The sequence below is a fragment of the Neptuniibacter sp. QD72_48 genome (genome assembly GCF_047778065.1).
Taxonomy (GTDB): domain Bacteria; phylum Pseudomonadota; class Gammaproteobacteria; order Pseudomonadales; family Balneatricaceae; genus Neptuniibacter.
In genome coordinates this window covers 1,971,093-1,984,569 of record NZ_CP180547.1, presented here as the reverse complement: position 1 = coordinate 1,984,569, position 13,477 = coordinate 1,971,093, and the positions used below count along the sequence as shown (strand labels likewise).

At 44.2% G+C, this 13,477-nt stretch carries 13 protein-coding genes; 8 read left to right on the top strand and 5 right to left on the bottom strand.

The features are described from left to right. Positions 1–232 precede the first annotated feature (232 nt). Together ACMXYX_RS08845 and ACMXYX_RS08840 are read right to left on the bottom strand one after the other, a co-directional pair. Complete coding sequence (locus ACMXYX_RS08845) at positions 233–751, bottom strand: DUF3306 domain-containing protein (RefSeq protein ID WP_415881334.1); 519 nt, start codon at positions 749–751, stop codon at positions 233–235. Continuing rightward, a complete protein-coding gene (locus ACMXYX_RS08840; protein WP_415881333.1) occupies positions 741–1,184 on the bottom strand; it encodes a DUF3305 domain-containing protein in 444 nt (147 codons plus the stop codon). Before ACMXYX_RS08840 ends, ACMXYX_RS08845 begins: the two co-directional genes overlap by 11 nt. A 326-nt stretch (positions 1,185–1,510) precedes the next feature. Between ACMXYX_RS08840 and fdhD the strand changes: the two genes are divergently transcribed. Then, on the top strand, positions 1,511–2,365 hold the full coding sequence (fdhD, locus tag ACMXYX_RS08835; protein ID WP_415894317.1) for a formate dehydrogenase accessory sulfurtransferase FdhD: 855 nt from the start codon (positions 1,511–1,513) through the stop codon (positions 2,363–2,365). A 1-nt stretch (position 2,366) separates the two neighbouring features. Next, positions 2,367–3,275: a substrate-binding domain-containing protein gene (locus tag ACMXYX_RS08830; RefSeq protein ID WP_415881331.1), complete on the top strand. Its 909-nt coding sequence runs from the start codon at positions 2,367–2,369 to the stop codon at positions 3,273–3,275. Here ACMXYX_RS08830 and ACMXYX_RS08825 read toward each other — a convergent pair. Next, positions 3,272–5,398 (bottom strand): cache domain-containing protein, encoded by a 2,127-nt coding sequence (locus ACMXYX_RS08825; protein WP_415905932.1) that lies wholly within the window; start codon positions 5,396–5,398, stop codon positions 3,272–3,274. The two genes, ACMXYX_RS08830 and ACMXYX_RS08825, sit on opposite strands and share 4 nt — an antisense overlap. After that, a complete protein-coding gene (locus ACMXYX_RS08820; protein ID WP_415896279.1) occupies positions 5,395–6,780 on the bottom strand; it encodes a sigma-54-dependent transcriptional regulator in 1,386 nt (461 codons plus the stop codon). The genes ACMXYX_RS08825 and ACMXYX_RS08820 overlap by 4 nt, the downstream gene beginning before the upstream one ends. Before the next feature lie 357 nt (positions 6,781–7,137). Between ACMXYX_RS08820 and ACMXYX_RS08815 the strand changes: the two genes are divergently transcribed. The 6 genes from ACMXYX_RS08815 to ACMXYX_RS08790 all read left to right on the top strand — a co-directional run bounded on the left by ACMXYX_RS08815 (position 7,138) and on the right by ACMXYX_RS08790 (position 12,134). Then, positions 7,138–7,965: a substrate-binding domain-containing protein gene (locus ACMXYX_RS08815; RefSeq protein ID WP_415881328.1), complete on the top strand. Its 828-nt coding sequence runs from the start codon at positions 7,138–7,140 to the stop codon at positions 7,963–7,965. Positions 7,966–8,042: 77 nt separating this feature from the next. Beyond that, complete coding sequence (locus tag ACMXYX_RS08810; RefSeq protein ID WP_415896278.1) at positions 8,043–8,744, top strand: ABC transporter permease; 702 nt, start codon at positions 8,043–8,045, stop codon at positions 8,742–8,744. A 21-nt stretch (positions 8,745–8,765) separates the two neighbouring features. Further along, positions 8,766–9,443 carry an energy-coupling factor ABC transporter ATP-binding protein gene (locus ACMXYX_RS08805; protein ID WP_415896277.1) on the top strand — a complete coding sequence of 226 codons (678 nt, stop codon included), beginning with the start codon at positions 8,766–8,768 and terminating at the stop codon, positions 9,441–9,443. Then, positions 9,436–10,521, top strand: a complete 1,086-nt coding sequence (gene mobA / locus ACMXYX_RS08800) for a molybdenum cofactor guanylyltransferase MobA (RefSeq protein WP_415881324.1) — start codon at positions 9,436–9,438, stop codon at positions 10,519–10,521. The genes ACMXYX_RS08805 and mobA overlap by 8 nt, the downstream gene beginning before the upstream one ends. A gap of 11 nt (positions 10,522–10,532) precedes the next feature. After that, positions 10,533–11,783 carry a bifunctional molybdopterin-guanine dinucleotide biosynthesis adaptor protein MobB/molybdopterin molybdotransferase MoeA gene (locus tag ACMXYX_RS08795; RefSeq protein WP_415896276.1) on the top strand — a complete coding sequence of 417 codons (1,251 nt, stop codon included), beginning with the start codon at positions 10,533–10,535 and terminating at the stop codon, positions 11,781–11,783. 156 nt (positions 11,784–11,939) lie between these two features. Then, entirely contained in the window at positions 11,940–12,134 is a 195-nt protein-coding gene (locus ACMXYX_RS08790) for a hypothetical protein (RefSeq protein WP_415881322.1), read from the top strand. Positions 12,135–12,195: 61 nt separating this feature from the next. Here the strand turns inward: ACMXYX_RS08790 and ACMXYX_RS08785 are convergent, their stop codons facing one another. Then, positions 12,196–13,443 (bottom strand): DEAD/DEAH box helicase, encoded by a 1,248-nt coding sequence (locus ACMXYX_RS08785; protein WP_415881321.1) that lies wholly within the window; start codon positions 13,441–13,443, stop codon positions 12,196–12,198. Positions 13,444–13,477: the final 34 nt, after the last annotated feature.

The window sequence follows — 13,477 nt, the reverse complement described above, 5'->3', positions numbered from 1 at the left end:
CTGTCGATGCTTTAGTCTCTATTTCAGGGGCGACTCAAACGTTTAGGTTTTTCGTCACAATTTGTTGTTTATATAAAGCAATCGGAGAACCAGTTTTTGGCTGTAAAAATTCCCCTAAAGCGCATTTAGGTCTGTCGTTTTTGTTTTTCTTAGGTCGGGGTGGGACAAAGTGTCTCTATGAGTCAAAAAGAGTTGAGTCATTCCGACTCTTTGTCCTAAGTTGCTGAAAAAATTAGCATTCAAGATCGGCATCGCCTAAGTCATCAGAATCGTCTAGATCACTAAAGTCGTGGCTTTCGACCTTGGTCGTATCGCTGATACTCTCTTGATCTTCTTCGGTCTCGCCGCTAACGCCTTCTTTAAATCCTTCTTCGGCTTCCTCGATTTTTTCATCGGCCCAACTTCGAAGTTTAGAAACAACTTCTTGGGTAAGTGCAGGCATTTTGCTGAAATCTTCATCGTAATCGTTAAGGCCATCACGAATGTTGAACTCAGGTAATCTGAATAGTTTTCTTAGGGCGAGATTACGAAGTTCTTCTGATACACCAGGTGAAAAAAACTGCTCGAAATTGGAGTCGTTATCCAGTGATTCAATATCTGGCATATCTTCATCGGTTAGAGGTGGTAACTCTTCGGTATCAACAGTTTCATCTGAAAGAGAGGCTTCTGTTTGAGATTCTTCTATTGGCTCAGCTTGCTGCTCAGCTTTACGTTGTGACCAGCGAGAAAAAAATGATTGGTTATCGCTCACTGCTACGTCCCTTGCCTTTTTTCTTCTTTTTACCGCAATCGATTAGTTCACCGTGTATGCCTAGGTAGGTGTCTATCCAGCATTGAACGGCCTGCGGCATCGCAACTTCTAACATCTTATGTTCGCCATCCATAAAAGAAGCAGCGTCGTCTTGGCTAGCTGTTATGTGGATTGGCGTTAATGCGTTGTCCATCTCGTCTTCATTGCATAAGACAAAGAGGTGTGGTTGCTGAGAGTCTAAGTTAAAGCGATAGGCTGTTCGTTCATCTTTGTGAAGATCTAAATCAAGGTGGAAGAAGTCAGGCTTATCGTCTTGATGAGGCTCAATGGCATCTATCTGCCAGCGTTCTGTATCCCAGCCGTTAACTTCAATGCTTTCAACTGAAAGAGAAACTTGAAGTGGCCAGTTATCTGTTGTTTTTGTTGCAGACATTTTTTGTCTTCCGTCGTGGGGAATTCTCCTTTGTAGTTCTGCAAACTACGGGCCATCTCTTTATTTAATAGCTGTTGAGCGTGAATAGGTGGGCTTAGAGGTGCTTAATGCGCAAATGCTATGACAATTATTCCCATGTTTATAAAGAGTTGGGACAAAATGACCCACTAATAATGACCTAGTACTTACTGGAAGCAGAGTTAAATGTATTAATTGGTAGAAAATATAAGGTTATCGCAAGGTAGGAACGTAAATTGCTACTAAGGAGAGAAAGTTACGAAGAAGATGGCGTGACGCTGTATTAATAGAGTTGGAATATGCAAAACGTGTCAGAAATCATAATAAGTAATGCATCTGCGCAGCTTACTCACGAAGTAGAGGCGATCGACGAACAAGGACGTGTTCGACAGGTTCAAATTGCCTGTGAACGCCCATTAACGATTTATCTAAATAAAAGAGAGATTGTTACCTTAATGACTTTGGGTGGTGATCCTGAAGCGTTAGTCCTTGGTTATCTTCGAAATCAGGGCTTTATACATTCTCTATCTGATCTTAAAGCAATACAGGTAGATTGGGATGTTGAAGCAGCCGCTGTTGTAACCCATGGCGAACCTGAAGGCTTGGAGGAAAAGCTTCAGCAGCGCACAGTGACTAGTGGTTGTGGTCAAGGCACGATGTTTGGCAGCGTAATGGAAAAGCTTGAGGAGGTTAGATTACCTGAAGTAACGATTAAGCAAAGTACTGTTTATGCGCTGTTAGATAACCTTAATAAGCATAACGATACCTATAAGAACGCGGGTGCAGTACATGGTTGTGCTATCTGCGAAGGTGACCAAGTGGTTTCTTTTATTGAAGATGTTGGTCGTCACAATGCAGTCGATACACTTGCTGGGCGTATGTGGCTTCAAGGAATAGATACCGATAATAAGATTTTCTACACAACGGGTCGCTTAACATCTGAGATGGTTATTAAAGTTGCGCAGATGGGGATTCCTGTATTGCTGTCTCGCTCAGGTGTAACCCAGATGGGTTTAGAGTTGGCCAGAGAGCTGGGTATCACGATGTTGGCTCGAGCCAAAGGTAAGCATTTTCTACAGTTTAGTGGTAATGCATCATTGATCAGAGATGTGCAGTTACCGCCTAAGCAAAATTCTGTTAAGCAAGCAAGAACGGAGGCATAAGATGAGTGATATGTCTCAAGCGTTTATGAATGTTAAGCAGCTGGCTGATTATTTGCACCTGAACGAGAAAAAAGTGTATGCAATGGCTGCTGAGGGTGAGATTCCTGCAACTAAACTGACTGGTAAATGGTTGTTCCCCAAGTCACTGGTAGATCGCTGGTTATTGGAGAGCTGCCATAGTGGCATGATGGCTGATCGATTGCTGCTATCTGGTAGTGATGATCCTTTATTGCAGGCAGCAGCTAATAGATTGACGCAACATCTCAGAACTAAAGCGTTATTTAGTTATACGGTAACGGGTACAAAGCTTGGATTAGAGCTTCTTGCCCAGGGGCATGCTGATGCCTGTGCGATTCATTGGGGGCGCGCCGAAGAAAGCGATGTCCGACATCCTGCGCTGTTACAACAGTTCTCGCAATCTAAGCATTGGATTTTGGTTCATTTGTTTAACCGCAGCCAAGGTTTGATTATGCGACCGATGGACCTCGAACGCTTACAAGACCCAAATGAGGCACTGGATTACAGTACTCGCTGGGTGACTCGTCAAGAAGGAGCCGGTTCGCAGCGATTTTTGAATGAATGGTTGGCTGGTCATGCTTTCCCGCAGGATCAGCTGACTGTAGGAAGTGTAGCTTTCTCGGAACGAGAAGTAGCGTCTTTAATTGCAAAGGGTGAAGCTGACATAGGTCCAGGTACATTGAGTGCGGCAAGAGAGTTTGGGCTTGGCTTTATCCCAGTGTGCGATGAAAGCTTTGACTTAGTTGTTCCGCGGAATGTCTATTTCCGGAACTTACTGCAAAACCTATTCGAATTCCTTCAGAGTCCAGAGGGTCTATCCTTAGCTCAGCGCCTTCAAGGTTATGATTTAAGTCGATGCGGTCGCCTCATTTGGAGTTCAGATCCAGGCTAAGCGTTCATAGCGCGCCTATTGGTTCTTTCTGCGGCTGCAAGGCCATCCAGAATGCCTTCGACACCGCCATCCCCCGTGGGGTTGGCGGTTTTTAGTAGATGGACTTTGAACATGGTTCCAAGCTCTTCTTCAGAGCGGACGGTAATGTCGCCACCATGCCGGCGAATGATGCCGTAACTTACAGATAAACCAAGTCCTGTACCACTTTTTTTAGTCGTAAAGAATGGATCAAATATACGTTCTAGATGTTCTTCGGAAATGCCTTTCCCCTGATCTATAACACTAATGGTTGCGCCTTTAACTTCTCCATCCTCAATCCAATCATCAGTTTGAATAGTTACTACACCTGGGCCTTCTAGTGCGTGGGAGGCGTTGAGTATTAGGTTAACCAGAACTTGCTGTACTTGCTGGCAGTTAACTTCAATAGGACAGGTTGCATGATAATTTCGCTCTACGACCACTTGCTGTTTCTCAAGCGCATGGGAAACTAGCTGCAAAGTATCGTCGCTAATACTGTTTAACTGTAAATGTTCGTATTGCTCTAAGTACTGACCGGGTCGACTGTACTGCAGTAGGTTGTTAATTAGGGATCTTATTCGATATACCTGCTCAATAACCATGTCTACTTCATCCTGAGCGGGTTTAACGGCATCACCGAGCTCTGCGACCAATAGATCCATATTTCCAAGGATTACCGCTGCTGGGTTATTAATTTCGTGAGCAATACCTGCAGTAAGCTCACCCAATACAGCCAGCTTTTCTTTATCAAGAAGCTGCTTTCGGGTGCTTTTTAGTAGCTTGATATGCTGCTTGAGCGCATCCGTACGGTTTTTTAATGAGCGAGTTCTTTTTTCAACTGTAATCTCTAGCTGATCATTGGCTTGTCTGATCTGTTTCTCGCGCTCTTCAATTAGATCAAGCATGACATCAAACTGTTCGGCTAGCTCAACTAATTCATCGGCTGCTTCAAGTTGCCCGATACGATGGTCGGTTTCGCCGTTACGAATATCCGTTACCACTTTGTGGATTTTATTAAGTGGGCGGATAATAAGTTGAGTCTTTTTGAAAACAAGGACGGCAGAGACCAGCATGATCAAGGCGATAAGAGAGGCGGATTCTATTAGTGTCTTGTAATAAATCTTGGTAAAGGGGGCCTCTGTAAAACCAGCATAGATCATCCCGATTTTCTTGTTGTTGAAATCAAGTAGTGGCTTATAAGCAGAGATGTACCAATCGTTGACTACGAAGGCTCTATTTATCCATGTGTCACCTTTGCGTAAAACTTCTTTCCTAACTTCCGCTGATACCCGTGTTCCGATTGCTCGTTGCTTTAACGTCAGAGGGGTAGAGGATTTGAATGATTCCCTTTCTTGGGGAACATTGGTGCTGATTCGAACGTCATCGAGAAAAAGGGTAACAGTTCCAATTCCGCCTTCTGGTAAGGTGCCGTCTCCGTAAACCAGATCTCGAATGGTATCTACGGCATCGGTGGTATTGTTGAGAATGGTGCCTGAATCTAAAACGCCGATTAACTGTCCAAAATCATCTGTGATTGGCACGAGTGCGCGAAGCACCATAGAGCGGTCTTCAACGGTTCTATTGCTTGGGATGGCGCGGGGGGTGTCTATTAAATTGATGTGCCCTTTATCGCCTAATCCCATATTGATTTGATCAAGTTCGTCTTTATGTATTACTGCTAACCCGGTTAAATTTTCTTTTAATAACAGGCGTTTAGAGAGGTTTTGTAGTGAGGGTTCTTGGGTGGCGTTTAGCTCTTGTGCATCAATGAATCGCAAGAAGTCTAAGGAGCGACTTTGGCGAATTGCGTGTAGCTGCCCTTGAAGGGCGTGACGGTTATTTTGCTGAAGGTTGGTTCTGAATTCGTAGCTATTACCAAGTTGCATCAAAATATTTTGATGCTCTTGTTGCATAAAATTAAGGGTGCCACTGGCTACAGAAAGGTCGGCACTAACCTTCATATAAAGTTGACGGTCGGTATAGCTGGTCGTCCAATAGGCCGCCATAATGGCAAAGCCTATTGCAGTTAACAGCAATGGTAGCAGAGTGAGTAATAGAAGTTTGTGTCTTAAGGTGCTGCTGAAATTATACCAACTGGATTTCATGCAGAGATCTCATCAACCGTTTCGTCCTGTTGAGCCCAAGCGGCCAATTTGCGATCTAGAGTTTTTCTGGATACGCCAAGCTCTCGGGCAGTGGAGGACTTGTTGCCAGAATGTTGTTCTAGGGTTAGCAGTATATGGTGCTTTTCAACCTCATCTAATGACCAGCCTGCAAAACTGCCACAAGCTTTAGGTTCGCTGCTATCTTGCTCTTTGAAGTAATCAGCGGGGAGCTTGCCTAATAAGATGCAGCGTTCAATTAGGTTTTTTAGTTCTCGAATATTGCCTGACCAGTTGTAAGCCTGCATGGCTTTAAGGTCATCATGAGTAAACGGGATAGGTGATAGGCCGAGTTCACGCGACAGCTTTACTGAAAAATGATGGATCAGATCTGGAAGGTCTTCACGGCGATCACGTAACGGTGGCAGGGTGATGCTGAGTACGTTCAAGCGGTAATACAGATCTTCGCGGAAGCGGTTCTCTGCTACTTCTTCTTTTAATTGGCGGTTGGTTGCAGCAATGATGCGTACATCAACGCTTGTTTCTTGCTCGCTCCCTACAGGTCTAACGGCTTTTTGTTCTAGAGCGCGCAAAAGTTTAGCCTGCATAAGCAGTGGGATTTCACCAACTTCGTCAAGAAAGAGAGTGCCGCCGCTAGCAAAATTAAATAGACCTTCACGAGCTTTGTTTGCGCCAGTGAAAGCGCCTTTGGTGTGTCCAAAAAGCTCGGCTTCCAAAAGATCAGGCGCAATAGCGCCACAGTTAACCGGTACGAATGGGCCGCTTCGATTGCTTAGCTGGTGCAGCATGCGTGCTGCTAGTTCTTTACCTGTACCTGTTTCGCCTTCAATTAGTACTGCTGAAGGGGTGTTGGCTACACGGTGGATGACGTCTAGTACTTGTTTAATCGCTGGTCCAGTTCCGATCATATCGGTCATAGGGAAAGCGTTATCAACTTCACGACGTAAGACGAAATTTGCTCTTTCCATAGCACGTTTGTCGAGGCAGCGATCAACAGCATTCATCATTTGTTCAAGGCGGAATGGCTTGAGTATAAAATCAGAAGCGCCAGCTCTGAGAGCCTGTATAGCAGTATCCAGATCAGCGTAGGCGGTCATGAATATGATATCACTGCTTCGGTTGGTATCTTCGAAGGCTTCATGCCATTCCATACCAGATCGGCCGGGCAGCTTAATATCAACGATTAAGAGATCAAAGTGGCAGCGTTTTCTGAGTTCTTCAGCTTCTTCAACACTACCTGCGGTTTCTACTAAGGCGAAGCGTTTTGCGAGAGCTTTTTGTAGGAAGCTTCTCATGCCAACTTCGTCATCAACAACCAATACTGATACTGCGGGAGCTTGCGTGCCTTGCAGAGGTGAATTCATTTCAACTCAAATCTCTAAAAATGACCGTGACGGTAATGTCTGGGAAAGGGATCCAATTCTATTGGACAATTTGACCCAGTCAATGTTTTGTGTGGTCATTATGACTCATAAACCTGAAAAGAGTGATAAGACTATTGTTTCATTTTTTCTCAGTTAGCCTAAAAGTTGCTGAATTATTAATCAAAATGACCTATTTTGGTGCGAAAAATAACGTTTTAAAGTCTAAAAATTAAGCTGATCTATATCATTGGCATTTAAATTGCTCTCTAGGGTGTCAGGCACGCTAAAACTGCCTGCACAGGGTGTGTGTGGCGCGTGTATTGGATAAATCATAATTATTAAATAAGGAATGAAGAGATGAAAAAGTGGATCGCGGCAGCCCTCTCCACAACTATTTTGGCGGCAACTTCAGTTACAGCGGTTGCTGAAGAACAAATTATCCGTCTTGCAACGACAACGAGTACGTATAATTCTGGTTTGTTAGACAAGTTGTTACCTGTATTCGAAAAGCAGCATGACGCTAAAGTACAAGTAATTGCTGTCGGCACAGGTAAGGCGTTGCGTATGGGTGTGGCAGGTGATGTTGATGTGGTTATGACTCACGCTCCTAAGGCCGAGCAGAAATTCGTAGATGGCGGTTTTGGTGTAAGCCCTAAAAGCGTTATGTATAACGATTTTGTAATCGTTGGCCCAGCAGCTGATCCAGCAAAAATTAAAGATTCTAATAATGTTGCAGATGCTTTAGCGTCCATCGCAAAAGTTAATGCAGATTTTATCTCTCGTGGTGACGACTCAGGAACACACAAAAAAGAGCTTTCTCTATGGGCAGCAACTTCTCAAGGAAAAGAGTTTGCTAACTATAAAGAAGTAGGTCAGGGCATGGGTAAAGTGCTTCAGATCGCTGATGAGCTTAATGGTTATACAATGACTGACCGCGGCACTTGGTTAGCTTATGAAGACCGCCTACAGCTGAAGCTTTTGGTTCAGGGTGACAAGCGTTTATTCAACCCGTACCAGATCATTCAGGTTAACCCAAAACTTCACAGTGGGTTAAATGTAAAAGGCGCTGAACAGCTTTCTAACTGGTTCGTATCTTCAGAAGGTCAAAAGATGATCAATGATTTCCGTATCAAAGGTAAAGCTTTGTTTCATGGTTCTGCACAAGCAGAAGTAGCTACTAAGTAAACTATTATTTAGTATGTCGCCTGTGAAGGCTAACTGATTGCTTTCACAGGCTCTTTTTCCTGATGTAGTAATAAATAATGCAAGATAATCTTTTAGAAACATCCATGTTGGCTCTGCAGTTATTGTTTAGTTTTGATGCAGATCTCTGGAATATCATTGGTGTTTCTTTTCGAGTTTCAATTACAGCGATCGCTATCGCAACGATACCCGCTATTTTAGTCGGTTTTTTATTGGCGATGTGTGACTTTAAAGGGCGTTCAATTGTAATTGCTCTTTTTAATGCGCTAATGGCAGTACCAACAGTAGTAGTAGGTCTGACTCTATATCTTATGTTGTCCCGTAGTGGGCCATTTGGGGATCTTCATCTGTTGTTTACCCAACCTGCCATGATTATTGGTCAGGTTATGCTCGCATTTCCGCTTTTGGTTTGTATGAGTCATTCTGCTTTTCAAGCCGTTGATAGAAGGGCTTGGGAAACTGCGCGAACATTAGGTGCAGGTTACACTTTTTCAATTATCACGATTATGCGTGAAGCAAGATTCGCTTTGCTTGCTGTCGTGGTAGCAGGTTTTGGTCGAATTATCTCAGAAGTTGGCTGTTCGATGATGGTCGGTGGCAACATTATGGGTTATACGCGAAACATACCTACAGCGATTGCGCTGGAAACGAGTAAAGGGATGTTCGCACAGGGCGTGGCGCTTGGTTTGGTCTTGTTGGTGCTGGCTCTTTTTTTGAATTTCACCTTGGCATCAGTGCGAGGCAAAGGTCAGGCCGTTTAACGGCTTGATTGTGAGGATGTAATGAGTATCGAATTAAATGCTAGCAATCTGGTAAAGCGTTTTGACCAACGAGAGCTATTTAATATTGATAAATTGACGTTGAAAGAAGGTGAAAGCTTTCACCTGAGTGGTGATAACGGTGCCGGTAAAACAACGTTGATGAAAATCTTGGCAGGCTTAGATAAACCTTGTGAAGGTACGGTTACGGTAACGCCGAATAAACGTAGCTTTCTGAATACTAAATTGCATCCTAAGGTCGTTTATCTCCACCAAACACCTTACATCTTTGCTGGTACAGTGAAAGATAACATTGCTTATGGTTTACGTCTTCGTGGTGAATCTAGGCAAAAAATCAAAATGCTAGTCGATAAAGGATTGGCTTGGTCTCGCTTAGAGTCTTTGGCTGAACAACAGGCGCATTCGTTGTCGGGCGGTGAAAAGCAACGTTTGGCGCTTGCTCGTGCGTGGGTTTTAAATCCAGGTTTACTGTTTCTGGACGAGCCAACGGCTAATCTAGATCGGAAATCGGTAGAAACCGTTGCTGAATTAGTTAAAGAGATGGTTGATGGCGGTACGGCTGTAATGGTCTCCAGTCATCAAAGTAATTGCGTGACAGCGCTTTGTCAGCGCAACTTATTGTTAGAAAATGGTTCTATAAAAGAAACAGCTCAATTAAATGAGGCTAATCAATATGCATAATCCTGATCAAGTAACTGCCGTCATTCTTGCTGGTGGTATGGCTCGCCGAATGGGGGGCGTAGATAAAGGCTGGATGGAGCTAAATGGTAAGCCACTAATTAAGCATGTTTTAGACGTTATTCAGCCTCAAGTAGCTCGTTGCATGATCAATGCAAATCGGAGTATGGATGCTTATGGCACATTGGGTTTGCCGGTTATTTCTGATCTTGAAGGTGATTTCCAAGGGCCGCTTATGGGTATTGCGACCGGTCTTCATCATGCTGCTACTGATTGGGTATTGTTTGCGCCATGTGATGGGCCGTTTCTGCCTCCAGTCCTAGTGCGTCGCATGTTGCTTCAAGCGCGAGAACAAAAGGCAGAAATCGCTGTTGCAACTGATGGCAAGCGAATGCAGCCGGTTGTTGCTCTTATTCATCGAGATCTACTTGGAAGTGTCCAGAAAGCGTTAGCTTCTGGCGAACGTAAGATCGACCGTTGGTATGCTCAGCATAACTACACGGAAGTCGATTTCTCTGATTTTCCTGAAGCTTTCACCAATGTAAACCGTCGGGATGATCTCGATGATCTTCAACAGATGCCAAAACTACTTGGCTTTGCAGCTTGGAGTGGTACAGGCAAAACTACATTATTGAAAAAGCTGATTCCAGCTCTAAAAGAAGATGGTATTCGGGTTGGTGTCATCAAGCATGCTCACCATAAATTCGATGTTGATCATCCTGGTAAAGATAGTTACGAGCTTAGAAAAGCAGGTGCTGATCAGATGCTGATTAGCTCAGGTAAGCGTTGGGCGTTAATGGTTGAGCAGGATCAGGGTGATCGTCCATCTCTAAACCATATGTTAAGTCGTATGGATCACTCTCTTTTAGATCTGGTCTTGGTAGAGGGCTTTAAGCAGGAGTCTTTTCCAAAGATCGAATTGCACCGTAAAGAGATCAATAAAGGCCTCATGTATCTTGAAGATGAAAACATAATTGCGGTGGCTTCGGATGAACCATTACAATTACATCGAGAGCTACCCTTGTTTAACATTAATGACACAGACGAAATTCTGCGTTTTATTAAAGAGTACATCAGCTAGGTAATTGATTGATGAGCGAAGTGTTAAGTTGTTTTGATCCGGCTGCTAATCCGGGTGGTATGTTACCTGTTGCTGAAAGTATTCAGACCATACTCAATCAAATTGATGTTCAAAGCAGCACCGAAACTGTAGCTGTCACGGAGGCGATAAATCGCATTTTGGCGGTGGATTTAGTTTCTGGCATTAATGTTCCTCAACAACGAAACTCAGCAATGGACGGTTATGCTGTTGCAGCTGATTGTGTATCTGGTGAATCCTTAGATGTCATTGGTCGTGTGTTTGCGGGTGAGGCTTTCTCTGGTGAGGTTGGTTTTAATCAGGCAGTAGAAATCATGACGGGTGCGCCTGTTCCTCAAGGGGCTGACAGCGTCATTATAAAAGAAGCATGTGCGCGAGAGGGTGAGCAATTAACTTTCGTGGGGCCGGTTAAAAAAGGACAAAATGTCCGCGAGGCGGGTGAAGACATCGCTGAAGGGGAAACGGCTCTTAAGGCGGGTTGTCTTTTACGTCCTCAAGAGTTGGGTTTAATTGCTTCGCTGGGTCATACCGAAGTAACGGTTTATCGATCTTTAAAGGTCGCCATCTTTTCTACGGGTGATGAAGTTACAGCACAAGGTCAACCGCTACCCGAAAACTGCATTTACGATACAAATCGCTTTTCTCTTAGTGGGCTTTTGAAGCGTTTAGGTTGCGAGGTGATTGATTATGGCATCATCGAAGATTCGCAGCAGGTAATGGAAGAGGCCTTACGTAGGGCATCCGATGAAGCTGATATGGTGATCTCTTCTGGTGGAGTCTCTATGGGGCAGGCTGATTTTATTAAAGATGCGTTGGCTGCTGTAGGTGAAATCAATTTTTGGCGAATAGCGATGCGCCCTGGTCGTCCGCTAGCCTTTGGCAAGTTGGGCAATACTCCGTTTTTCGGACTACCGGGTAATCCTGTTGCGGTGATGGTAACGTTTACTCAGTTTGTTCAGCCTGCGCTGCGTAAAATGGCGGGGGAGATAAATTGGCAGCCACGACGTATGGTGGCAATTGCTGAGACTTCGCTTCGATCTAGGCCGGGAAGGACTGATTACAGTCGTGGTGTTTATTCAATTAATGACAATGGCGAATTGGTTGTTAGGTCTATAGGCAGTCAAGGCTCTGGCATTTTAACCTCTATGGTTTCTGCCAATTGTTTAATCGAGATCTCTGATGAGTTTGCAGGTATCGATGCAGGGCAAAAGGTCATTATTCATCCATTCTCAGATCTTATCTAAAGAATAATTCGATTTTTAAAAAAGGGCTGCTTAAGGCCCTTTTTTTGTACCTTAATTTGTCATATCGCTTTCATTGTTTAGTCACAAAAATAAGGTTTCATTAACTAACTTAATCAAGCCCGTAACGGGTTGTTAGTAATGAATTAGGACTGATAGATGAGTAGCAAACTTCGATTGGCTAATTTGCCATTAGAGCAGGATGAAATGGAAGAAGACTATATGGATGGTCAATATGCGGATCATCAGCGTAGGAAGGTAGCGAAAGGAAAACGCAAAAAGCAGGGCTCTGATAATTATATGGAACAGCGCTCTTTAAAGCGTGATTTCGATATGAATATGCCGAGTTTCTAAGTTGTTTGCATAAAAAAGGAGCTTATATAAGCTCCTTTTTTATTGGATTTAGCATATTTGGCTAGCGCTTTTTCTTTGCAGAAGACTTGCGGCCAATAACTTGGGTGCGCGTTGCTTTATTGTGCTTCTTCTTAGGGCCTTTCTTGTGAATGCGCTTTCTCAGACCTTCACGACTGCCCACCTCGTAGCCTTTGCGGAATATGCGTTTAATTGGTGTGCCAATAAGGCGCTCAATACTGTCTAATGCGCTTTCTTCCTCTCGGCTTACAAAAGATATAGCCTTGCCTTGTGTCCCTGCACGACCCGTGCGTCCTACGCGATGAACATAGTCTTCAGCTAGATAAGGAAGATTATAATTTACAACGTGCTCTAATCCTTGAATATCTAAGCCGCGAGCGGCAACTTCGGTTGCAACCAGTACTTGGATTTTACCCGCTTTAAAGTCTGCAACAGCTCGGCGGCGAGCGCCTTGGCTCTTATCTCCATGGCAAATAACAGCTTCAATACCGTCAACTTTAAGGTCAAGCATCAGCTCGTTAGCTTGTGCCTTGGTGCTGGTGAATACTAATACTTGGAACCAGTTTTCTTCCTGTATAAGCTCCGCAAAAAGATCTGCTTTACGCTTCTCTTCTACCGGGTAGACAACATGATCGACTGTGTCTGCAATTGAGTTCTGTCTCGCTGCTTTGATTTGCTCAGGCTTCTTCTGAATTTTTCTGGACAGTTTATGAACAGCATCAGATAGAGTGGCAGAGAAGAGCAGGGTTTGCTTTGAAGACGGTGTTGCTTCTAGGATAGTCAGTACATCCGTAACAAAGCCCATGTCTAGCATGCGGTCGGCTTCATCGAGTACAGCAAATTCAGTTTTGCTTAGATCGACATTGCTGCCGCTAAGGTGTTCGATTAAGCGGCCTGGTGTGGCAATCAGTACGTCTGCACCGTGACGTAATTTCTTCTTCTGGGTGTCTAGGTTAACGCCACCATAAACGGCTAAAACACGAAGATTCAGGTGTTTATTATAGCGGCCAATCGTTTCTGCAAGCTGTTGTGCTAGTTCGCGGGTAGGCGTCAGGATAATTGAGCGAATCTGACGCTCTGCTAAGTCGCGCGGATTATCGGAAATTTTCTGCAGAATTGGGATGGAAAAGGCTGCTGTTTTACCTGTACCTGTTTGGGCATTGGCAAGCAGATCTTTGCCGCGGCGGCCGGGCACAATTGCTTGCTCTTGAATTGGGGTCATGTCTGTATAGCCGCATTCATCCAGAGCTTGTTGTAACTCAGGTGATAGGTCTAGCGATGAAAATTTCATATTGCCCCTCAAGAGACTTGCAAAAAGCGGCAAT

What these genes read in the sequence shown, in the direction of transcription:
- ACMXYX_RS08840 (WP_415881333.1), bottom strand. Translation starts at nt 1,184, where the DNA reads ATGTCTGCAACAAAAACAACAGATAACTGGCCACTTCAAGTTTCTCTT.
- ACMXYX_RS08830 (WP_415881331.1), top strand. Translation starts at nt 2,367, where the DNA reads ATGAGTGATATGTCTCAAGCGTTTATGAATGTTAAGCAGCTGGCTGAT.
- ACMXYX_RS08825 (WP_415905932.1), bottom strand. Translation starts at nt 5,398, where the DNA reads ATGAAATCCAGTTGGTATAATTTCAGCAGCACCTTAAGACACAAACTT.
- ACMXYX_RS08820 (WP_415896279.1), bottom strand. Translation starts at nt 6,780, where the DNA reads ATGAATTCACCTCTGCAAGGCACGCAAGCTCCCGCAGTATCAGTATTG.
- ACMXYX_RS08815 (WP_415881328.1), top strand. Translation starts at nt 7,138, where the DNA reads ATGAAAAAGTGGATCGCGGCAGCCCTCTCCACAACTATTTTGGCGGCA.
- ACMXYX_RS08810 (WP_415896278.1), top strand. Translation starts at nt 8,043, where the DNA reads ATGCAAGATAATCTTTTAGAAACATCCATGTTGGCTCTGCAGTTATTG.
- ACMXYX_RS08805 (WP_415896277.1), top strand. Translation starts at nt 8,766, where the DNA reads ATGAGTATCGAATTAAATGCTAGCAATCTGGTAAAGCGTTTTGACCAA.
- mobA (WP_415881324.1), top strand. Translation starts at nt 9,436, where the DNA reads ATGCATAATCCTGATCAAGTAACTGCCGTCATTCTTGCTGGTGGTATG.
- ACMXYX_RS08795 (WP_415896276.1), top strand. Translation starts at nt 10,533, where the DNA reads ATGAGCGAAGTGTTAAGTTGTTTTGATCCGGCTGCTAATCCGGGTGGT.
- ACMXYX_RS08790 (WP_415881322.1), top strand. Translation starts at nt 11,940, where the DNA reads ATGAGTAGCAAACTTCGATTGGCTAATTTGCCATTAGAGCAGGATGAA.
- ACMXYX_RS08785 (WP_415881321.1), bottom strand. Translation starts at nt 13,443, where the DNA reads ATGAAATTTTCATCGCTAGACCTATCACCTGAGTTACAACAAGCTCTG.